This window comes from Streptomyces justiciae (assembly GCF_015163075.1).
Taxonomy (GTDB): Bacteria; Actinomycetota; Actinomycetes; order Streptomycetales; family Streptomycetaceae; genus Streptomyces; species Streptomyces justiciae.
Window position 1 is genome coordinate 567,436 of record NZ_JADDXU010000001.1, and the last position, 20,843, is coordinate 588,278.

Annotated in this window: 16 protein-coding genes; 13 read left to right on the plus strand and 3 right to left on the minus strand. The window is 71.7% G+C overall.

Translation table 11 applies throughout. The features are described from left to right. Window positions 1-51 precede the first annotated feature (51 nt). Window positions 52-1,743, plus strand: coding sequence for a SpoIIE family protein phosphatase (locus IQ210_RS02520; RefSeq protein WP_228046923.1), 1,692 nt, complete (start codon window positions 52-54; stop codon window positions 1,741-1,743). A 22-nt stretch (window positions 1,744-1,765) separates the two neighbouring features. On the opposite strand, the gene IQ210_RS02525 is transcribed toward IQ210_RS02520, so the two are convergent. Further along, a complete protein-coding gene (locus IQ210_RS02525) occupies window positions 1,766-2,434 on the minus strand; it encodes a DUF899 domain-containing protein (protein ID WP_194076433.1) in 669 nt (222 codons plus the stop codon). An 8-nt stretch (window positions 2,435-2,442) separates the two neighbouring features. Further along, window positions 2,443-3,576: a tetratricopeptide repeat-containing glycosyltransferase gene (locus IQ210_RS02530; RefSeq protein WP_194076436.1), complete on the minus strand. Its 1,134-nt coding sequence runs from the start codon at window positions 3,574-3,576 to the stop codon at window positions 2,443-2,445. A gap of 103 nt (window positions 3,577-3,679) precedes the next feature. On the opposite strand from IQ210_RS02530, the gene IQ210_RS02535 reads away from it, so the two are divergent. Continuing rightward, on the plus strand, window positions 3,680-5,194 hold the full coding sequence (locus tag IQ210_RS02535; RefSeq protein ID WP_194076438.1) for a glycosyltransferase family 39 protein: 1,515 nt from the start codon (window positions 3,680-3,682) through the stop codon (window positions 5,192-5,194). A 39-nt stretch (window positions 5,195-5,233) separates the two neighbouring features. Here IQ210_RS02535 and IQ210_RS02540 read toward each other — a convergent pair whose 3' ends face one another. After that, window positions 5,234-6,088 (minus strand): hypothetical protein, encoded by an 855-nt coding sequence (locus tag IQ210_RS02540; protein ID WP_194076440.1) that lies wholly within the window; start codon window positions 6,086-6,088, stop codon window positions 5,234-5,236. Between the two features lie 199 nt (window positions 6,089-6,287). On the opposite strand from IQ210_RS02540, the gene IQ210_RS02545 reads away from it, so the two are divergent. The 11 genes from IQ210_RS02545 (at window position 6,288) to obgE (ending at window position 20,712) form a co-directional block, all read left to right on the plus strand. Next, complete coding sequence (locus IQ210_RS02545) at window positions 6,288-7,427, plus strand: hypothetical protein (RefSeq protein WP_194076442.1); 1,140 nt, start codon at window positions 6,288-6,290, stop codon at window positions 7,425-7,427. A 48-nt stretch (window positions 7,428-7,475) separates the two neighbouring features. Further along, window positions 7,476-8,234 carry a TIGR03936 family radical SAM-associated protein gene (locus tag IQ210_RS02550; RefSeq protein ID WP_194076444.1) on the plus strand — a complete coding sequence of 253 codons (759 nt, stop codon included), beginning with the start codon at window positions 7,476-7,478 and terminating at the stop codon, window positions 8,232-8,234. Window positions 8,235-8,494: 260 nt separating this feature from the next. Continuing rightward, complete coding sequence (locus IQ210_RS02555; protein ID WP_194076446.1) at window positions 8,495-12,517, plus strand: Rne/Rng family ribonuclease; 4,023 nt, start codon at window positions 8,495-8,497, stop codon at window positions 12,515-12,517. 264 nt (window positions 12,518-12,781) lie between these two features. Next, window positions 12,782-13,849: a glucose-1-phosphate thymidylyltransferase gene (locus IQ210_RS02560; RefSeq protein ID WP_194076447.1), complete on the plus strand. Its 1,068-nt coding sequence runs from the start codon at window positions 12,782-12,784 to the stop codon at window positions 13,847-13,849. Continuing rightward, window positions 13,846-14,835 carry a dTDP-glucose 4,6-dehydratase gene (gene rfbB, locus IQ210_RS02565; RefSeq protein ID WP_194076448.1) on the plus strand — a complete coding sequence of 330 codons (990 nt, stop codon included), beginning with the start codon at window positions 13,846-13,848 and terminating at the stop codon, window positions 14,833-14,835. The genes IQ210_RS02560 and rfbB overlap by 4 nt, the downstream gene beginning before the upstream one ends. Next, on the plus strand, window positions 14,832-15,728 hold the full coding sequence (gene rfbD / locus IQ210_RS02570; protein ID WP_194076449.1) for a dTDP-4-dehydrorhamnose reductase: 897 nt from the start codon (window positions 14,832-14,834) through the stop codon (window positions 15,726-15,728). The genes rfbB and rfbD overlap by 4 nt, the downstream gene beginning before the upstream one ends. Then, window positions 15,725-17,728 (plus strand): glycosyltransferase family 2 protein, encoded by a 2,004-nt coding sequence (locus IQ210_RS02575; protein WP_194076450.1) that lies wholly within the window; start codon window positions 15,725-15,727, stop codon window positions 17,726-17,728. Before rfbD ends, IQ210_RS02575 begins: the two co-directional genes overlap by 4 nt. Before the next feature lie 46 nt (window positions 17,729-17,774). Then, complete coding sequence (gene rfbC, locus IQ210_RS02580) at window positions 17,775-18,368, plus strand: dTDP-4-dehydrorhamnose 3,5-epimerase (RefSeq protein WP_194076451.1); 594 nt, start codon at window positions 17,775-17,777, stop codon at window positions 18,366-18,368. Window positions 18,369-18,559: 191 nt separating this feature from the next. Further along, a complete protein-coding gene (gene rplU / locus IQ210_RS02585) occupies window positions 18,560-18,880 on the plus strand; it encodes a 50S ribosomal protein L21 (RefSeq protein WP_020269559.1) in 321 nt (106 codons plus the stop codon). 14 nt (window positions 18,881-18,894) lie between these two features. Continuing rightward, a complete protein-coding gene (gene rpmA, locus IQ210_RS02590; protein ID WP_004950923.1) occupies window positions 18,895-19,149 on the plus strand; it encodes a 50S ribosomal protein L27 in 255 nt (84 codons plus the stop codon). A 117-nt stretch (window positions 19,150-19,266) separates the two neighbouring features. Then, entirely contained in the window at window positions 19,267-20,712 is a 1,446-nt protein-coding gene (gene obgE, locus IQ210_RS02595) for a GTPase ObgE (RefSeq protein WP_194076452.1), read from the plus strand. The last annotated feature ends 131 nt before the right edge of the window (window positions 20,713-20,843 follow it).

Sequence of the window (20,843 nt, forward strand, 5' to 3'; positions counted from 1 at the left end):
GGTACTCGGGACTCATCGATGTCCGTGATTTCCCCGTGGTGGGAGGCGGCGATGAGGGGGCCGGATGGTGTGCAGGGAGACGTCGTCAGGGCTCTTGACGCTCTTGGGACGGGCGCCTACCTGGCGGACGCGCAGGGGCTGATCGTCGCCGTCAACGTGCGGGGCGAGCGGCTGCTGGCGCGGCCCGCCGCCGATCTGGTCGGGCAGGACGCCCATGATCTGCTGCACCGCACGAGCTGCGGGGAACCGATGCCGAGGGCCCAGTGCCGCATCCGGGACAGTGTCCTCGGCGGGGACACACAGCAGGGGGAGGACGAGTGGCTGGAGCGCGGCGACGGCACGCTGTTGCCGGTGAGATGGCTCGCCACTCCCTGTGACACGGACGACCGCTCGTCGACCACGCTCATCCTCTTCCACTCCGCCGGGCACCAGAAGCGACCCGTCCAGCGGTCACCGTCCGGCGGACGGCTCTCCGAACTGGAACGGCTGGCCCTGCTCGCCGAGACGACCACCCTGCTCACCTCGACCCTGGAGATCCACGAAGGCCTCCGCCACCTGATCACCCTGGTGGTGCCGCGCATCGCCGACTGGGCGGTCATCGACTTGATCGGTGAGCAGGGCGAAGTGTGGCGCTTCGCGGTCGCCCAGGCCGAGGGCGGCACCGTGGTCTTCCGGGAGGACCTCCAGGGGCCCATGCCACCGGTGCCGCAGGAGTCCCAGATGCCCCTGTCCCGCGCGCTGCGCGGCGTCGCGTCGGCTTTCGCCGGCCCCGAGACCTATCAGGGCCCGCCCGACTCCGGGATCGCCATGGAGCAGCGGCGCCTGTTCGAGGCGACCGGCATGCACTCGGCCGTCGTAGTGCCCCTGCGCACCCTGCACGACGTGATGGGTGCCGTCACCCTGGGCCGGTCCGCTCAGCCCGAACGGTTCACCGCGATGGACGCCGCCCTGCTGGAGGACATCGCCCGACGCGCCGGCATGGCCCTGGAGAACGCCCGCCTCTACCAGCGTCAGCGCAAGGTCGCCGAGACCATGCAGCGCCATCTGCTGCCGAAGCTCCCGCACGCACCCGGCCGCAGCATGACCGTCCGCTACCTGCCCGCGCCGGACGCCTCCCACGTGGGCGGCGACTGGTACGACGCGTTCACCCTGGTGGACGGCGCCACCGCCCTCGCCGTGGGGGACGTCGTCGGGCACGACCTGGAGGCCGCGGCGGGCATGGCGCAGCTGCGCAACATCCTCAGGGCGTACGCGGTGTCCCAGCAGCAGCCGCCGAGCAAGATCGTGGAGTGGCTCGACCATGCGACGACGCAGGGCATCGCCGAGGTCTCCATGGCCACGCTGGTCTTCGCCCGCATGACGGAGAACGCGGGCCGGTGCGAGCTGTCCTGGACGAACGCCGGTCACCCCCCTCCGCTGCTGGTCACGCACGAGGGCGTGGCCCGCTATCTGACCGACGGCCAGGGGGCCCTCCTGGGCCTCATGCCCGAGCAGGCCCGCCCCGACGCGACGGTGGAACTGCTGCCGGGGTCCACCCTGATCCTCTACACGGACGGCCTGATCGAGTCCCGGGCCAGCACCCTGGACGAGGGCATGGACCGACTGAGTCGGCACGCCGCAGCCCTGGCCCACCGCCCCTTGGAGGACTTCACCGACGAGCTGCTGGCACGTTCCCGCCCGCCGGACAACGACGACGACGTGGCCCTGCTCGCCGTGCGGTACGTGCCGAGCCCGTCCGGTTGACACGTCCGCCCCCGCAAGAGGGTCAGGGCGTGTCGTAGGTGTCGTGCCAGCGCCACCAGGCGTACGGATCGGTCTGGGGGTAGGTCTCCGGGGAGTCCTCCCAGGTCTCCTGGCGGCCCAGGGCCGTCATGTCCAGGTAGGTCCAGGTGCTGCCGAGGGCTTCGTCACCGCGGGCGTTGATGAAGTAGGTGCGGTAGACGGTGCCGGCGTCGTGGAGGAAGGCGTTGGTGCCGTGCCACTCGTCGACGCCGAAGTCCGCGTCGAAGTCGTCGGTGAGGGTGTACCAGGGGATCGTCCAGCCCATCCTCGCCTTCACCCGCCCGATGTCCGGCTGCGGGGCGCGTGAGGCGAAGACGAGGGTGGTGTCGCGGGCGTTGAGGTGGGCGAGGTTGCCCACGTGGTCGGCGACCATCGAGCAGCCGACGCAGGCATGCTCCGGCCAGCCGTTGACGCCCGGCTCGAAGAAGGCGCGGTAGACGATCAGCTGGCGGCGGCCCTGGAACAGGTCGGCGAGGGTCACTTGGCCGTCGGGGCCCTCGAACTCGTACGCCTTGTCCACCTTCAGCCACGGCATACGGCGGCGCCTGGCCGCCAGGGCGTCGCGGGCCCGGGTCAGGCGCTTCTCCTCCACGAGGAGCTCCTGGCGGGCCGCCTCCCACTCCTGCGGTGAAACGATCGGGGGTGTCTTCATGACGGAGGTCACCTTCCTCTCGGTCCCCTTCCAGGGTCCGCCCTCACGGCCAGTTTGGTGCGGGCGAAGTCGTGGTTGGCGGCCACCCGCTCGCGGTGCTGCGCGGGCAGCTTCCCGCCGTCCAGGAGCTGCTCGCAGGCCTCCAGCGACTCGCGGTAGGCGCCCATCCAGTACGCCGCCACCGCCAGCTCGTCCAGGGCCCGCCAGTCGTACCAGCCGTGCTCGACGAAGAGGATGTCGTCGGGCGGCGGGAGCTCCGCCGCGCGCCGCGCGAACAGGTAGGCGAGCGGCCAGCGTTCTCCGCGGGTCCGGCACAGGTGGGCGAGCTCCCCGAGCGGTTCGGCGCGGGTGGGCCGGTGTTCGTGGGCGTCCAGGAAGCGGGACATGACCTCGGGCATACGACGCTTCAGCTCCAGGGCGAGGCGGGCCGCGTAGAGCCGGGAGCAGAACGCCTCCTCGGCGAAGCCGTCCATGGCCGCCCGGCGGTCGTAGGCGGCCAGTGCCTTCGCCGGTTCGTCGGCGTCCCGCCAGCTCTGGGCGAGATAGAAGGCGTACCGGGTGTTGCCGGGCTCCTTGGCGAGGCCGTCCTTCAGGAGCGCCGCGTCCCGCAGGTACTTCGTGCGGGAGCTGCCCTGCGACCGGCCTCCACCGCCCATGATCACCATGCGGACGCCGTCGAGGGTGGCCCGGCTGAACTCGGTGTCGCACTCCAGGTATTCGTGCAGCACCCCGACGTACCGCCAGGGGAGACGGGTCGACACCAGCGTCGGGCGCCAGTGGACGACCGGGCCGTGGCGCACCTGCATGTCGTAGCAGTCGTGGGTGAGCGCCGGCAGGGTGAAGCCGGGCTCGGTCTCCAGTACGTCGTCGGCGTCGATGAACAGCAGATGGCTCGCCTGATCGCGGGCCCGTTCGATCGCCTCCGTACGGCTCGCGCCGAAGCCGCGGAACGGGCTCTCGTACAGCGCCCCGGGCAGGTCGGCGAGGGTCTCGCGGACGACATCCTGGGTGCCGTCGGTCGAGCCGGTGTCCAGGATCACCCAGCTGTCGACGAGGGGTCGTACGGACTCGAGGCAGCGCCGGATCACATGCGCCTCGTTCTTGACGATCATATTGAGGCAGACCGCGTTTGTGTTATTCATGGCATTTTCTTTTCTCTGCAGAAAAGGACCGCCCGGTGAAATTATCCAGCGCCGGGGGTGCGTGCAAGCAGCCACCGGTGAAACGACCGGTATAGGTATTCCTATGGTCATCGCCGCGCAGCTTCCCCCGCCTCGCGAAGAATTCCGCCCCGATGTCGCGGACGCGTCCGTGCGGGGCCGGGTACTGCTCTGGCTGGGGCCGTTCGCCCTCGCCCTGGGCCTGGGCGGCTTCGGGCTGACCGGCCCCCTCCTCGGCCGCGACGAGCTGGTCACCTGGGACATGGCCGGCCGGGACACCGACCGGATCGTCGCCACGCTGCGCCACGTCGACGCCGTACACGGCACCTATTACCTGCTGATGCACGGATGGGTGGAGCTCTTCGGGGATTCCGTCCTTTCCCTGCGACTGCCTTCCCTGTTCGCGGTGGCCGGCGCGGCGGCCGTCGTGGCGCTCCTCGGGAACCGGCTCTTCGGATATCGGGCCGGAATTCTGGCCGGTTTTCTCTTCGCGCTCGTCCCGGCGGTGAGCCGCTACGGCCAGGAAGCCCGCTCGTACGCGCTGGTGATGCTGGCCGTCGCCAGCGCCACGCTCCTGCTGCTGCGCGCCCTGGACCGGCCGCGCGGCCCCTGGCGCTGGGCCGCCTACGCGCTCGCCCTGGCCCTCACCGGCCTCCTGCACCTGATCGCACTCTCCGTCGTGATCGCCCACGTCTGTCTGCTCGCCGCCCACGCGCGCCGGGACCGCTCCCTGTGGTGGCGGGCCGGCCTCGCCCTCACGGCGGCCGGCGCGACGGTCGCCCCGCTCATCCTGCTCGGCCGCTCCCAGGCCGGACGCCAGCTGTACTGGGTCCCGGCGCCCGACGGCTGGGCACTGCTCTCCCTCCCCGGCGAGGTCTTCGCCTCCGCGCTGTGCGCCGGAGCCCTGATCGCCCTCGCCCTCGCGGCCCGCTCGGCGCGCAGGGCGCCGCTGCTGCTGTGCGGCACCTGGGCGCTGCTGCCCCCGGCCCTGGTCTGGGCCGCCTCGCACGGGGAGGTCTCCTACTTCCGCGGCGTCTACGTCCTGTTCACCCTCCCGGCCTGGGCGCTACTGGCCGGCTCGGGACTGGCCTCGGCCCGGCGTTCCTGGAAGGCGGGAGCGGCGGTCGTCGTGGCGCTGGCCCTGCTCGCCCTGCCGGATCAGCGGCAGCTGCGGCAGCCCTTCGAGCACAACGCCCCGGTGCCTCTCGACTACGCGGCGGCGGCCAGGGTGATCGAGCGGCTCCACCAGCCCGGGGACGCCGTGGTCTACGACCGCTTCGACAGCTGGCAGCTCGACGGTGGCGTGCGCTACTACCTGCCGCGTGAACTGCGGCTGCGGGATGTCTTCCTGACGCGGACTCCGGCGGAGATCGACGACCTCTACGCCGTCCAGTGCGCGGTCCCGGATCGGTGCGTCGCGGGCGAGCCGCGGATCTGGCTGCTGACGCAGGGCACCGACTTCCCCTTCAACGCGATCGACCCGGCGCAGGCGGGGGCCCTGCGCAGCCGGTACACGATCTCGAGGAGCACGCCGGTGACGGGGATGACGGTGAGTCTGCTGGAGCGTGTCGGTGCGGCAGGGGGCGCCCGGCAGTCCTGACATGCTGCCGGGCAGCCCCTTGTCGTGGTGCTACTTGGCTCAGACCCCGCCGTTCACGGCGCCTGGGGTCGGTTGCAGGGTCACGAGGGACCAGCCGTTGGGATCTTCGCAGGTGAGAGTGGGTTCGTTGTCGGTGTCCACGTCACAGGTGGTCTCGTAGATCGCACCGGCGGTGGTGATGACGTCGATGTTGACGTCCCCTTCCGTGCCCCCGCCCAGGGCCTGCTGTGCGATGGAGATTGCACAGGCGTTCGACGGGTAGTTGGCGAGGCCGCTGAGGTCGGTCCACAGGTAGTCCCCGACGGTCGGCTGGAGGTCGCGAATGCCGGCGTAGGCCCTCGTGACCGGGTCGCTCTGGGTCGCCGGGGACAGCACGGCCCGCAGCTCGAAGTTGTTCTCGTCCCGGGTGGCGTCGATGTCGACACACGGGCCGGGCGCGCCGGTGGCGCCGGTCGCTCCCGTCGCACCTGTGGCCCCGGTCGCCCCCGTCGCGCCCGTGGCACCCGGCGTGCCGTTCTCGCCCGAAGCACCGGTGGCACCGGTGGCACCGGTGGCGCCGGTGGCTCCCGTCGCGCCCGTGGCTCCGGTCGCTCCCGTTTTGCCCTTGTCTCCCTTCGGGCCCGTCGGCCCGGTGGGTCCGGTGGCGCCCTTGCACTTGTCCTTGCCGGTGTACGCCTCCGCGCCCACCCTCGACTGGTGGGGCTTGTGCGGCTTGCAGTTGTCGCCCGTCCGCGGCGTCGCCGCCGGCCTCTCGGACACCGCCTGCGCGGCCGCCGCGGCCGGGGTGACCAGTCCGCCGGCGATGACCAGGGCGAGGGAGGTCAGCATCCCGGCCTGCTGGAACCTCGCCCGGGCCAACGGCCCCAGCAGCGAGGGAGTGTGTCGAGGACTCATAGGCATGCTCCTTGGCACGAAACGGGTCCGGGGGAGTTCCCGGACCACGGTGCGAGGGTGACCCGCTCGCCCACGACAACCGACGCGCGCGCGACGGACGCGCCGTCAAATAGGTAAAACGGTCTAGCGGACAAGCGCCGTGACGGCATCGCAACCCACCGCGTGCATCCACGGCGCGGGCCGCGGCGTCTTGTCCGGTATGGAACCGCAGAAGCCACTGCCCGAGCCCCGACAGCCGGAGGGGTGCCTCGTGACGGCCATCCGCATCCCGGTGCGGATCGTCGTGCTCGTGCTGGTCGTGCCCGTGCGCATGGCGTGGGACGCGCTCGTCGTCGCCGGACGGTTCCTCAACGACACCGTGCTGCGGCCGCTGGGGCGGGCCCTGGAGTGGGCGCTGGAGTGGACAGGGCGAATCCTGTTCGTGTGGCCGCTCCTGGGCCTGTGGCGGTATCTGCTCGTACCGCTCGGCAAGGGGCTCGCGTGGCTCGGGAACGTACTGGTCGTCGTGCCCGCCGTATGGCTGTACCGGTACGTACTCACCCCCCTCGGGCACGGCATCGCGTGGACGGCACGAGGGATCGCGACCGGGCTGTATGCCGCGGGGGCCTGGCTCGTGCGGTATCTCGTCGTCGCCCCCGCTGTCTGGCTGTACCGGTGGGTCCTCACGCCGTCCGGGCACGGCGTGATGTGGCTGCTCCGGGGGATCGGGCGCGGGATCGCCGCCGTCGGGATCGGCGTGTACACGGCCGTCGCCTGGCTGGCGCGGTATCTCGTCGTCGTACCCGCCGTGTGGCTGTACGAGTGGGTCCTCACGCCGGTCGGGCACGGGGTGACGTGGCTGCTGCGGGGGATCGGGCTCGCGCTGTACTGGGTCGCGCGCGTGGTGTTCGTGCTGCCGGTGCTCGCCCTGTGGCGCTGGGTGCTCACGCCGGTCGGGCGGTTCCTCGCCGTGGTCGGGCGGGAGGTGGGGGACGCACTCGGGCACGCCTGGCGGATCGCCGGGCACGTCTCGCTCGCCGTCGGACGCTTCCTCGCCACCCTCTTCCGGTGGGTCTGCGTCGAGCCGGTGCGCTGGGCGTACCGGACCCTGCTCACCCCGGTCGGACATGTCGTACGCGATGTCGTGCTGCGGCCCGTCGCCGAGGCCGCCCGCGGTGTGGGAAGGGCCACGCGCGAGGCGCTCGCCTCCGTACGGGAGACCGCGCGGCAGGCGCGCGCCGACTTCCGGCGCATGCTCTTCGGCGAGCCCCGGGAGACGGTCGCCGTGGACCGGCGGGAACCGACGGGGCTCGAGACACGTACTCTTGGTAGCAGTACGACCGCTCTCACGAAGGACTGAACGACACTGGGCAAGCGACAGCCCGAAGGCCCGCCGCCCGCACCCGCGGTGCAGCGCATCCGACTGCGTTACACCAAGCGCGGCCGCCTCCGGTTCACCAGCCACCGTGACTTCCAGCGTGCCTTCGAGCGTGCGCTGCGCCGTGCCGAGGTGCCGATGGCGTACTCGGCGGGGTTCACGCCGCATCCGAAGGTGTCGTACGCCAATGCCGCACCCACCGGCACGGGCAGTGAGGCGGAGTATCTGGAGATCGCCCTCACCGAGGCCCGGGACCCCGAGAAGCTCAGGGTTCTGCTCGACGAGTCGATGCCCCTCGGCCTCGACATCGTCGACGCGGTCGAGGCCCGGACGTCCGGGCTCGCCGACCGGCTCACCGCCTCGGTGTGGGAGCTGCGGCTCGACGGAGTGGAGCCGGCGGAGGCCGAGAGGGCCGTTGTCGCCTTCAACGCCGCCGACGCCGTCGAGGTCCAGCGCAAGACCAAGAACGGCATCCGTTCTTTCGACGCCCGCTCCGCAGTCGTACAGCTGGAGACGCACAGTCCCCAGGCTGATAGGCCGACCGACCAGCCCTGTGCGATACTGCGGCTGGTTGTTCGGCACGTGACGCCTGCCGTACGACCCGACGACGTCCTGTCCGGTCTCCGCGCCGTGGCCGACCTGGCGCCGCCGGTCCCCGCAGCGGTGACCAGGCTGGCGCAGGGGCTGTTCGATGAAGAGACCGGCGAGGTGACCGACCCGCTCGCGCCCGACCGCGAGGCAGCTGAGGCCCCCACAACGGCCGCTGCCGCCGCGAAGGCGCCGGCGTAGGGAAGGTCCCGCGAAAGGACGGACGTCGTAGCGCCGCCCTCGTACTCGGGAGCCACCTGGGTCGGGCAGCGCACCGACCAGAAGACTTTCGCCAGGCCGTACCCAACAGGGTGTACGGAACCGGCGAGACAGGACACAGAGAGCTCCCGTGCGGCGCCCGCGCCCCGGACGGCGGCACCGCGCATCGCGCGAGCCGCGGACGTCACCGGCATCGCCGGACCAGGCGCGGCGCCCGGGAGCCTGACGGGAGAAACGCCCGCATGCTCGAGCCGACCGAACCCACCGAGGGTTCCGAACTCAACACCCCCAGCGACACCCTGCCGCCCCGCCGGCGGCGCCGTGCCGCATCCCGGCCGGCGGGTCCGCCGGTCGCCGCCGCGGCCGAAGCGCCGGACGAGGTGACGCCGGCCATACCGGCCGCCGCAGAGACCGCCGCCGAAGAGCCGACTGTGGCCGAAGAGACGGTCGCCGAAGAGGCGCCCGCGCCGCGTACGCGTCGGCGTGCCACCCGCCGGGCCTCCGCGCCCGCCGGAGCCCCCGCTGCCGCCGAGAGCGCTGTCGCCGAGACGGTCGTGCCGGTGGCCGAGGAGAGCGCGCCCGCCGAGGCCGCCGCGGTCGAGACCCCGGCCACCGAAGCCGCCGAGGCCGTCGAAGAGGCGCCCGCGCCGCGTACCCGTCGTCGGGCCGTCCGCCGGGCCTCCGCGCCGACCGGGTCCCCGGCCGCCGCCGAGACCGTGGCCGCCGAGACCGTCGTACCCGCCGCCGAACTGGAGGCCGAGGCCGAAGCCGAGGTCGTCGAGGAGCCGAAGGCCGAAGAGGCGCCCGCGCCGCGTACGCGTCGGCGTGCCACCCGTCGGGCCTCCGCGCCGGCCGGTGCGCCGGTCGCCGCCGAGACCGAGGCGGCCCCCGAGGCCGTTTCCGAGCCCGCTCCTGCGGCCGTTTCCGAGGCCGACACCGAGGCCGCTGCTCCTGCGGCCGTTTCCGAGGCCGCGTCCGAGGCCGATGCCGACGCCGCCCCCGAGGCCGCTGTCGAGGAAGAGGCCCCGCGTCGGGGTCGTCGGCGTGCCACGCGTCGAGTGGCCGCGCCCGTCGAGGCGCCCGAGACCGTGGAGGCGCCCGTGAGCGCTGACGAAGAGACCAAGCCCGCCGAGGAAGCCGCCGCCGAGGCCCCGGCCGCCGAGGAGGCCGCCCCGCGCCGCGCCCGCCGGCGTTCCGTGCGCCGCGCCGCCACCGGGTTCTCCGAGCCCGCGCAGGCCGCCGGTGACGAGGCCGCCGAGGACGACGCCCCGCGCCGTCCCGCGCGGCCCGCCGTGGCCGTGTTCCAGGCGCCCGTGTTCACCGAGCCGCAGTTCCAGACGCCCGAGCGGGCCGCCGCCGCGGCCGCCGCCGAGGCGGAGGTCGAGGAGCCCGAGGAGACCGTCGCCGCGGAGCCCCAGGAGGAGCCGGTCGCCACGCGGCGCCGTCGCCGCCGTCGGGGTGAGCCCGCGGAGACCGAGGCGCCGCAGGCGGTCGAGGCCGAGGACGAGGCCGAAGAGGCCGACGCCGAGGCCGAGGACGCCGTCGAGGGCGACTCGGAGGACTCCGAGGAGACCGGGTCCCGTCGTCGCCGTCGTCGCGGCGGCCGTCGTCGGCGCCGTGGCGAGTCCGCCGACTCCGAGGCCGAGGGCGAGGAGGGCGACGAGCTCGCCGCCGAGCAGGCCGACCAGGATGCCGAGGACACCGCCGAGCAGATCGAGGAGGACGCCGAGGACGAGCACGGCGACGAGGGCGGTTCCTCGTCCTCCAGCAGCCGTCGCCGCCGGCGCCGTCGTCGTCGCGCCGGTGACTCCTCCACCGACACCGAGCCCGGTGACGGCGACCCGGAGCGCACGGTCGTCAAGGTCCGCGAGCCCCGCCCGAAGTCCGAGCCGTCCGACGAGGTGCAGTCCATCAAGGGCTCGACCCGTCTGGAGGCCAAGAAGCAGCGGCGCCGGGAAGGCCGCGAGCAGGGCCGCCGCCGTGTCCCGATCATCACCGAGGCCGAGTTCCTCGCCCGCCGCGAGGCCGTCGAGCGTGTGATGGTCGTCCGGCAGAGCGGTGAGCGCACGCAGATCGGCGTCCTGGAGGACGGCGTGCTCGTCGAGCACTACGTCAACAAGGAGCAGGCCACCTCGTACGTCGGCAACGTGTACCTGGGCAAGGTCCAGAACGTGCTGCCGTCCATGGAGGCCGCGTTCATCGACATCGGCAAGGGGCGCAACGCGGTCCTGTACGCCGGTGAGGTCAACTTCGAGGCGCTGGGCATGGCCAACGGGCCGCGGCGCATCGAGTCCGCCCTGAAGTCCGGCCAGTCGGTCCTCGTCCAGGTGACGAAGGACCCGATCGGCCACAAGGGCGCCCGTCTGACCAGCCAGGTCTCCCTCCCGGGCCGCTACCTCGTGTACGTCCCCGAGGGCTCGATGACCGGCATCAGCCGCAAGCTGCCCGACACCGAGCGCGCGCGTCTGAAGACCATCCTCAAGAAGATCGTCCCCGAGGACGCGGGCGTCATCGTGCGCACCGCCGCCGAGGGCGCCAGCGAGGACGAGCTGCGCCGCGACGTCGAGCGGCTCCAGGCGCAGTGGGAGGACATCCAGAAGAAGTCGAAGAACGGCAACGCCCCGACGCTGCTGTACGGCGAGCCGGACATGACCGTCCGCGTCGTCCGCGACATCTTCAACGAGGACTTCACCAAGGTCGTCGTCAGCGGCGACGACGCGTGGCAGACCATCCACGGCTACGTCTCGCACGTCGCGCCCGACCTCGCCGACCGGCTGTCGAAGTGGACCAGTGAGGTCGACGTCTTCGCCACGTACCGGATCGACGAGCAACTCGCCAAGGCGCTGGACCGCAAGGTCTGGCTGCCCAGCGGTGGTTCGCTGGTGATCGACCGGACCGAGGCGATGGTCGTCGTCGACGTCAACACCGGCAAGTTCACCGGCCAGGGCGGCAACCTGGAGGAGACGGTCACCAGGAACAACCTGGAGGCGGCCGAGGAGATCGTGCGTCAGCTGCGGCTGCGCGACCTCGGCGGCATCATCGTCATCGACTTCATCGACATGGTCCTGGAGTCCAACCGGGACCTGGTGCTGCGCCGCCTCCTCGAGTGCCTGGGCCGGGACCGGACCAAGCACCAGGTCGCCGAGGTGACCTCGCTGGGGCTGGTCCAGATGACCCGCAAGCGGGTCGGCCAGGGCCTGCTGGAGTCGTTCTCCGAGACCTGCGTCCACTGCAACGGCCGCGGTGTCATCGTGCACATGGAGCAGCCGACCTCCGTCGGCGGTGGCGGCAAGCGCAAGAAGCGCGGACGCGGCGGCATCGAGCACGTGCACGAGGCCGCGGTGGCGGCGGAGGCGGCCGAGGCCGTCGACCACGACCACGAGGTGGAGACGGAGGCCGAGGTGGCCGCCGAGCTCGCCGAGCCGGTCGCGCTGCCCGCGCCCTTCGAGCCGGACGAGGAGCTGTACAGCAGCGCCGCCGAGGCGGAGGCCGCGGCCACCCGGGGCCGTTCGCGGCGCCGGGCGAGCCGGCGGGCGTCGGCTCCGGCCGGCGCGCCGCGTCGCGAGAAGGCGTCCGAGCGGGCCGACAGGTCCGAGCGGGCGGAGCAGGTCGAGGAGACCGTCCCGACCGCGCAGGACGTCACCGTCGCGGAGGAGGTCGAGCGTCCGGTGCAGCCGGAGCCGGCCGCCGAGGCGCACGCCGAGCCGGTCGCCGTCGAGGACCCGGTCGTCGAGGAGGCCGCGCCCAAGGGCCGTACCCGTCGCCGCGCCACCCGCAAGGTGTCCGCGCCCGCCGGTTCGCCGGCCGGTGCCGAGGCCGCCGTCGTGACCGTCGCCGAGGCCGCTCCCGCGGTCGAGGCGCCGGTGGAGCAGCCCGAGGCCCAGTCCGAGGCCCCGTCGCAGGCGCCCGCCGAGAGCGCCGCCCCGGCCCGGCCGCGGCGCCGCGCCGTGCGCAAGGCCACCGCGCCGACCGCGTCCGAGGAGGCGGCCGTCGTGGTCGTGCCGACGGCGACGGAGACCGCGGAGGCGTCGGAGGCCCCGGCCGCCGACACCGAGGAAGCCGCGCCCGCCAAGAAGACGGCCCGTAAGACGGCCAAGAAGGCGACGGCGAAGAACGCCGCCACCAAGAAGACGGCGGCCAAGAAGACCGCGGCGAAGAAGACCGCCGCCAAGAAGACGACCGCCAAGAAGGCGGCCGCGAAGAAGACGGCGGCGGCCGAACAGCAGCCGCTCTCGTCCGTCTCGACGACGGCCGACGAGAGCTGACGCTCCGACAGCCGCGCCTGCATGAAGCCGCCCCCCGGTCCCACGGCCGGGGGGCGGCTTCATGTTTTTTTCTTGTTACGTGGGCAACCCCGACGGAGTTCGGGCCGTCATACAAGTGTCGAAAGTGCGAACAGGCGTTGAATCACCCCTAGCTGCGGTGAATCACTCTTCCGCCAGCATGGTTACGATGTAAACCGAGATCGACGACAAATCCTGACAGTTGGGGTTTCACCCCCTCTCGGCACAGTCATTGGGGCTCAATACGTGAAGGCACTCGTGCTCTCCGGGGGAGCGGGCACTCGCCTCCGCCCGATCACCCACACCTCGGCCAAACAGCTCGTGCCGGTCGCCAACAAGCCCGTGCTCTTCTACGGCCTGGAAGCGATCGCCGACGCCGGGATCACCGAAGTCGGCATCGTGGTCGGCGACACCGCCGACGAGATCCGCGAAGCGGTCGGCGACGGCTCGCGGTTCGGCATCGAGGTCACCTACATCCCGCAGGACGCGCCGCTCGGCCTGGCCCACGCGGTGCTGATCGCGCGGGAGTTCCTCGGCGACGACGACTTCGTCATGTACCTCGGCGACAACTTCATCGTCGGCGGCATCACCGGTCTGGTGGAGGAGTTCCGGGCCGAGCGGCCCGAGGCGCAGATCCTGCTGACCCAGGTGCCCAACCCGACCTCCTTCGGAGTCGCGGAACTCGACGCCCAGGGACGGGTGGTGGGCCTGGAGGAGAAGCCGAAGCAGCCCAAGAGCGACCTCGCGCTCGTCGGCGTCTACCTCTTCACCCCGGCCATACACGAGGCCGTCCGCTCCATCGAGCCCTCCTGGCGCGGCGAGTTGGAGATCACGCACGCCATCCAGTGGCTGATCGACGAGAAGCGTGACGTCCGCTCCACCACGATCTCCGGCTACTGGAAGGACACCGGCAACGTCGCCGACATGCTGGAGGTCAACCGCTCCGTCCTGGAGACCGTCCCCGCGGTGAACGAGGGCACGGTCGACGAGGACAGCGAGATCATCGGCCGGGTCCGCATCGAGGCGGGTGCCCGGGTCAGCGGCAGCCGGATCGTCGGGCCCGCGATCATCGGGGCCGGGACGGTCGTCAGCGACGCGTACATCGGTCCGTTCACCTCGGTGTCCGAGGACTGCCGGATCGAGGACAGCGAAATCGAGTACTCCATCGTGCTGCGCGGCTCGTCCGTGACCGGCGTGCGCCGCGTGGAGGCCTCGCTCATCGGACGTGACGTCGAGGTCACGCCCGCACCCCGTAACCCGTCGGCCCACCGGCTCGTGCTCGGTGATCACAGCAAGGTGCAGATCTCCTCATGACGACCACCAAGATCCTGGTGACCGGCGGCGCCGGTTTCATCGGCTCGCACTACGTCCGTACGGTGCTCGGCCCCGAGGGCCCCGGTGACGTCGAGATCACCGTCCTCGACAAGCTGACGTACGCGGGCAACCCGGCCAACCTCGACGAGGTGCGCGCGCACCCCGGGTTCTCCTTCGTGCAGGGCGACATCTGCGACCCCGAGCTGGTCGGCAAGCTGATGGCCGAGCACGACCAGGTGGTGCACTTCGCCGCCGAGTCGCACGTCGACCGGTCCATCGACGGCGGCGCCGAGTTCGTCCGCACCAACGTCGTCGGCACCCACACGCTCATCGACGCCGCCCACCGCGCGGGCATCAGGACTTTCGTGCACATCTCCACCGACGAGGTCTACGGCTCCATCGACGAGGGCTCCTGGCCGGAGACGCACCCGCTCCAGCCCAACTCGCCGTATTCCTCCGCGAAGGCCTCCAGCGACCTGATCGCGCTGTCGTACCACCGCACCCACGGCCTGGACGTGCGCGTCACCCGCTGTTCCAACAACTACGGGCACCACCACTTCCCCGAGAAGGTCATCCCGCTCTTCGTGACCAACCTCCTCGACGGCAAGAAGGTCCCGCTCTACGGCGACGGCGGCAACGTCCGCGACTGGCTGCACATCGACGACCACGTCCAGGGCATCGAGCTGGTCCGCACCAAGGGCCGGGCCGGCGAGGTCTACAACATCGGCGGCGGCACCGAACTCTCCAACAAGGAGCTCACCGGGCTGCTCCTGGAGGCCTGTGGCGCGGACTGGGAGACCAGCGTCGAGTACGTCGAGGACCGCAAGGGCCACGACCGCCGCTACTCCGTGGACTGCACGAAGATCCGCGAGGAACTCGGCTACGAGCCCCGCAAGAGCTTCCGGCAGGGGCTCGCGGAGACCGTGCAGTGGTACAGAGACAACCGCGCCTGGTGGGAGCCGCTGAAGGAGCGGGCCGCGCTGTGACCGACAACCGCATCTGGCTGGTCACCGGCGCCGGCGGCATGCTCGGCCAGGACGTCCTGGCCCGGCTCGCCGAGGCGGGCGAGCAGACCGTCGCCCTCGACCGCGCCGCCCTCGACCTCACCGACGCCGACGCCGTGCGCAGCGCCCTCGAGGCGCACCGGCCCGCGGTCGTCGTCAACTGCGCGGCCTGGACCGCCGTCGACGACGCCGAGAGCCGGGAGGACGAGGCCCTGCGCATCAACGGCGACGGCCCCGCCCATCTCGCCGCCGCCTGCGCCGCCACAGGCGCCGTCCTCCTGCACGTCTCCACCGACTACGTCTTCGCGGGCGACGCGACGACCCCGTACGCCGAGGACGCCCCCACCGCCCCGCGCAGCGCCTACGGCCGCACCAAGCTCGCCGGCGAGCGGGCCGTGCTCGGCATCGAGCGCGGCTATGTGGTGCGCACGGCGTGGCTGTACGGCACGGGCGGCCCCAACTTCGTCCGTACGATGATCAAGTTGGAGGGGCTCAAGGACACCCTGGACGTCGTCGACGACCAGCGCGGCCAGCCCACCTGGAGCGCCGATCTCGCTGGGCTGCTGTACGACCTGGGCCGCGGCGCCCTGGCCGGCACCGCCCCGGCCGGCGTCTACCACGGCACCAGCTCCGGCGAGACGACCTGGTACGGCCTCACCCGCGAGATCTTCCGGCTGCTCGGCACCGACCCCGACCGGGTCCGCCCCACCACCAGCGAGGCCTTCGTCCGCCCCGCCCCCCGCCCGGCGTACAGCGTCCTCGGCCACGACCGCTTCGCCGTGGCCGGCATCCAGCCTCTGCGGGACTGGCGTGCGGCGCTCACCGAGGCCTTCCCGGAGATCCACCGGGTCCAGACGAAGGAGAACCCGGCGTGACCCTCAAGGTCAGCGTGGTCATCGCCGTCCACAACCCCGGCAAGTACATCGAGGACTGCATCGGCGGCCTGCTGCGGCAGAGCCTGCCGACGGACGAGTTCGAGGTGTTCTTCGTCGACGACGGCTCCACCGACGAGACCCCGGCCCGCCTGGACGCGCTCGCGGCCGAGCACCCGCACTTCCACGTCGTCCACCAGGAGGCCTCCGGCTGGTCGGGCAAGCCCCGCAACACCGGCATGGACGCCGCCCGGGGCGAGTACGTCATGTTCGTCGACCACGACGACTGGCTGGGCGACGAGGCCCTGGAGCGGATGTACGACTACGGCACGGCGAACGACGCCGATGTCGTCGTAGGGAAGATGGCGGGCATCGGACGGCCGGTGCCGCAGGAGCTGTTCCGGGTCAACCGGCCGCGGGCCACGGTCGAGAACGCGCCGCTGATCGACAGCCTCACCCCGCACAAGATGTTCCGGCGGGCGTTCCTCGCCGAGCACGGCATCCGCTTCAAGGAGGGGCGCCGGCGGCTGGAGGACCACGTCTTCGTCATCGAGGCGTACCTGCGGGCCAAGAGTGTCGCCGTCCTCGGCGACTACCTGTGCTACTACCACATCACCCGCGACGACGGCTCCAACGCGGGCTTCCAGCGCTTCGACCCGGCCGGCTACTTCGGCAACCTGCGCGAGGCCCTCGACGTGGTCGAGGAGCTCACCGAGCCCGGCCCCCTGCGCGACCGGCTGTTCAGCCGCTGGCTGCGCAACGAGATGGTCGAGCGGCTGCGCGGCCACCGGCTGCTGAAGCTCCCCGAGGACTACGCCGAGGAGCTCTACCGCGAGATCCGCGGCGTGGTCGTCGAGCGCTTCGGACCCGGCGTCCTCACCCACGTCGCCCCCATGCAGCGGGTCGTCGCGGGCCTCGTCGCCGCCGACCTCTACGACGACGTCCGGGAACTCGCCCAGTGGGAGGCCGCGATCCGGCCCACCGGCGAGCTGACCTCCCTGACCTGGGAGAACGGCCGCCTGGCCATCGGCTTCGGCGCCGAGTACGAGTCCGGCGGCGCCCCTCTCGTCTTCCGCCGGGAGGACGGGCGTGACGTGCTCGACCTGCCGCTGTCCGAGAAGGCGCGCGAGGCGCTGGACGGGCAGGGCATCACGCTGGACGCCCGGACCGACGACAGCGACGTCGACCTGGTTATCCGCAACCGCGACGACGCCACCCAGTACTACCTGCCGCTGGAGAGCGAGCGGCACGAGATCGACGCCGAGGCGGAAGGCGCCTTCCGGCAGCGGATCACCGCGACGGCCGTGCTCGACCCCGAGACCGCCGCCGCGGGCTCGCCCCTGACCAAGGGCATCTGGGACTTCTACCTGCGCATCAAGGCCGGCGGCTGGAGCAAGGAGTGCCGGATCGGCGCGGTGCACGGCGAGGGCGTGGAGCCCGGGCGGCTGGCCGCGCTCACCGGTGAGCCGCGCCGGCTCGTGCTGCCGTACTGGACCGACGGGCCGGGGAACCTCTCCCTCGACGTCGACCAGCACACCAACAAGCTGGAGCGCGAGGCCGTGGTGCTGGTGGACCCGGCCGCGGCGACGGTGGCCGAGGGGGCGACCGTCCGGCTTCCGCTGCCGCTCGCGGTGACCGGCGAGGAGACCGTACAGCTGCGCTTCGAGCGCAAGAACGTCGGCAAGTTCGTCGCCGACGCCGTGGCGGACGGCCGTACCGTGACCGCCGAGCTGCCGGTCGAGCGGCTCACCGGGGCGCGCTGGGCGGTCCGGATCGGGCTGCCGTCCCCCGACCGGGGCGAGCCGAAGTGGACCCGGCTCCCCGTGGACGTGGTCGTCGCGGCCGATGGCACCGCTAAGGTCATCGACCGGCACATCCCGCCGGCGAAGCCCGCCCCGAAACCGGCGCCGAAGCCCAAGCAGCCCGCCCCGCCGCGGCCGCTGTGGCGCCGGGTCGCCGGACGGGTCAAGCGGGCCTTGACGAACCCGCAGAAGAAAAGCTGAGGGCGTTGTGATGCGACGCCTGCAGAACAAGAGCTGAGGACCTGTGATGCGACCTCTTTCGATTTCCGGCTCCTGGGTGCATGAGCCGAAGGTCTTCCCCGACGGCCGGGGCAGCTTCCACGAGTGGTTCAAGGCCCCCCTCTTCACCGAGGCGGCCGGCCATCCGCTCACCCTCGCCCAGGCCAACATGTCCGTCTCCAGCCGGGGCACCCTGCGCGGCATCCACTTCGCGGACGTGCCGCCCGGACAGGCCAAGTACGTCAAGTGCGTGCGCGGCGCGGTCCTCGACGTGATCGTGGACATCCGGGTCGGCTCGCCCACCTTCGGCCGGTGGGAGATCGTCCGCCTCGACGACCAGGACCACCACGCCGTCTACCTCTCCGAGGGCCTCGGCCACGGCTTCATGGCGCTGACCGACGACGCGACCGTGGTCTACCTGTGCTCCGAGGGCTACGCCCCCGAGCGGGAGCACGGCATCCACCCGCTCGACCCGGAGCTCGGCATCGAGTGGCCCGCCGACCTCGCCCCGCTGCTGTCCGCCAAGGACGAGCAGGCGCCGAGCCTCGCGGAGGCCCGTGAGCAGGGGCTGCTGCCCTCGTACGAGGAGTGCGTGGCGTACCGGGAGGGTCTCGGCAGGTGACCGGGACGGGGCCGGTTTGACCCGTTCGGCAGCGGCCCCGTAACCTTGACCCTCGGCGTGTCCTTGGATATGGGCGCGCCACATCCCCGTAAACCTCATCCTCTCGGGCCTTGCGGCCGGGAGAGGCCGCTCGTTCTGCCGGGCGGCTGGACTGCGGGGGTGCCGTTCCCGAGCGAGAGAGTGAGATCCGCGTGTACGCCATCGTGCGCAGCGGTGGTCGCCAGCACAAGGTTGCTGTCGGCGACATCGTTGAGGTTGACAAGATTTCCACCGCCCAGGTTGGCGACACGGTCGAGCTCTCGACCCTGCTCGTTGTCGACGGCGACGCTGTGACCAGCGACCCGTGGGTGCTGGCCGGCATCAAGGTCCAGGCCGAGGTCGTGGACCACCACAAGGGCCAGAAGATCGACATTCTGCGCTACAAGAACAAGACCGGTTACCGCCGTCGCCAGGGCCACCGCCAGCAGTACACGGCGATCAAGGTCACTGAGATCCCCACGGCTGCGAAGTAAGGGACTGAGGAGAAATGGCACACAAGAAGGGCGCATCGTCCACCCGGAACGGTCGCGACTCCAACGCCCAGCGGCTCGGCGTGAAGCGCTTCGGCGGTCAGGTCGTTTCCGCTGGTGAGATCCTCGTCCGCCAGCGCGGCACGCACTTCCACCCCGGCGCGGGCGTCGGCCGTGGCGGCGACGACACGCTGTTCGCGCTGAACGCTGGTGCGGTGCAGTTCGGTACGCACCGTGGCCGCAAGGTCGTGAACATCGTTCCGGTCGCCTGAACCAGGCACTGATCGGAAGCTTTCGCGAGGCGGACCTCACTTCCCTTCCGGGAAGGCGGGTCCGCCTTTCGCGTGTTACGTAGTTAAGTATTCGTACGTCTCTGGAGGCACCGAACCATGACCACCTTCGTGGACCGCGTCGAACTGCATGTCGCCGCGGGTAACGGAGGTCACGGCTGTGCCTCCGTTCACCGGGAGAAGTTCAAGCCGCTCGGCGGACCCGACGGCGGCAACGGCGGGCGCGGCGGCGATGTGATCCTCACCGTCGACCAGTCCGTGACCACGCTGCTCGAGTACCACCACTCCCCGCACCGCAAGGCCACCAACGGCAAGCCCGGTGAGGGCGGCAACCGCTCCGGCAAGGACGGCCAGGACCTGGTCCTGTTCGTGCCGGACGGCACCGTCGTCCAGGACAAGGCGGGCAACGTCCTCGCCGACCTGGTCGGGCACGGCACCTCCTACGTCGCCGCCCAGGGCGGCCGCGGCGGCCTCGGCAACGCGGCGCTGGCCTCCGCCCGCCGCAAGGCGCCCGGCTTCGCGCTGCTCGGTGTGCCCGGGGACATGCAGGACATCGTCCTGGAGCTGAAGACCGTCGCCGACGTGGCGCTGGTCGGCTACCCGAGCGCCGGCAAGTCCTCGCTGATCTCGGTGCTGAGCGCGGCCAAGCCGAAGATCGCCGACTACCCCTTCACCACCCTGGTCCCGAACCTCGGTGTGGTCACCGCCGGCTCGACCGTCTACACCATCGCCGACGTGCCCGGCCTGATCCCGGGCGCCAGCCAGGGCAAGGGCCTCGGCCTCGAGTTCCTGCGGCACGTGGAGCGGTGCAGCGTGCTGGTGCACGTGCTGGACACGGCGACCCTGGAGTCCGACCGCGACCCCGTCTCCGACCTCGACATCATCGAGGAGGAGCTGCGGCAGTACGGCGCCGGGCTCGACAAGCGGCCCCGCATGGTCGTCCTCAACAAGATCGACGTCCCGGACGGCAAGGACCTCGCCGAGATGGTCCGCCCGGACCTGGAGGCCCGCGGCTACCGCGTCTTCGAGGTGTCCGCCGTGGCCCACATGGGGCTGAAGGAGCTGTCGTACGCGCTGGCCGACGTGGTCGCCAAGGCGCGGGCCGCGAAGCCGAAGGAAGAGGCGACGCGGATCGTCATCCGGCCGCAGGCCGTCGACGACGCGGGCTTCACCGTCGTCCGCGAGGAGGACGGGCTGTACCGGGTGCGCGGCGAGAAGCCCGAACGCTGGGTGCGGCAGACCGACTTCAACAACGACGAGGCCGTCGGCTACCTCGCCGACCGGCTCAACCGCCTCGGTGTCGAGGAGGAGTTGATGAAGGCGGGCGCCCGCTCCGGTGACGGCGTCGCCATCGGACCTGAGGACAACGCCGTCGTCTTCGACTGGGAGCCGACCGTCATGGCCGGTGCCGAGATGCTCGGCCGCCGTGGCGAGGACCACCGCTTCGAGGCCCCGCGTCCGGCCGCCCAGCGCCGCCGCGACAAGCAGGCCGAACGGGACGAGTCGGAGCGGGAGTACGACGACTTCGACCCCTTCGAGAAGTAGCCCTCCGGCAAGGGTTAACGGCAGGAAAAGCCGGGGCCTACGGCAGGGCAACCAACCGCCGTTCCGGTGTGTCGTACAGGGCAGCACGGATGAGGATCTTGATCCCTCCGCCGTGATCAACTGCCCTTGCG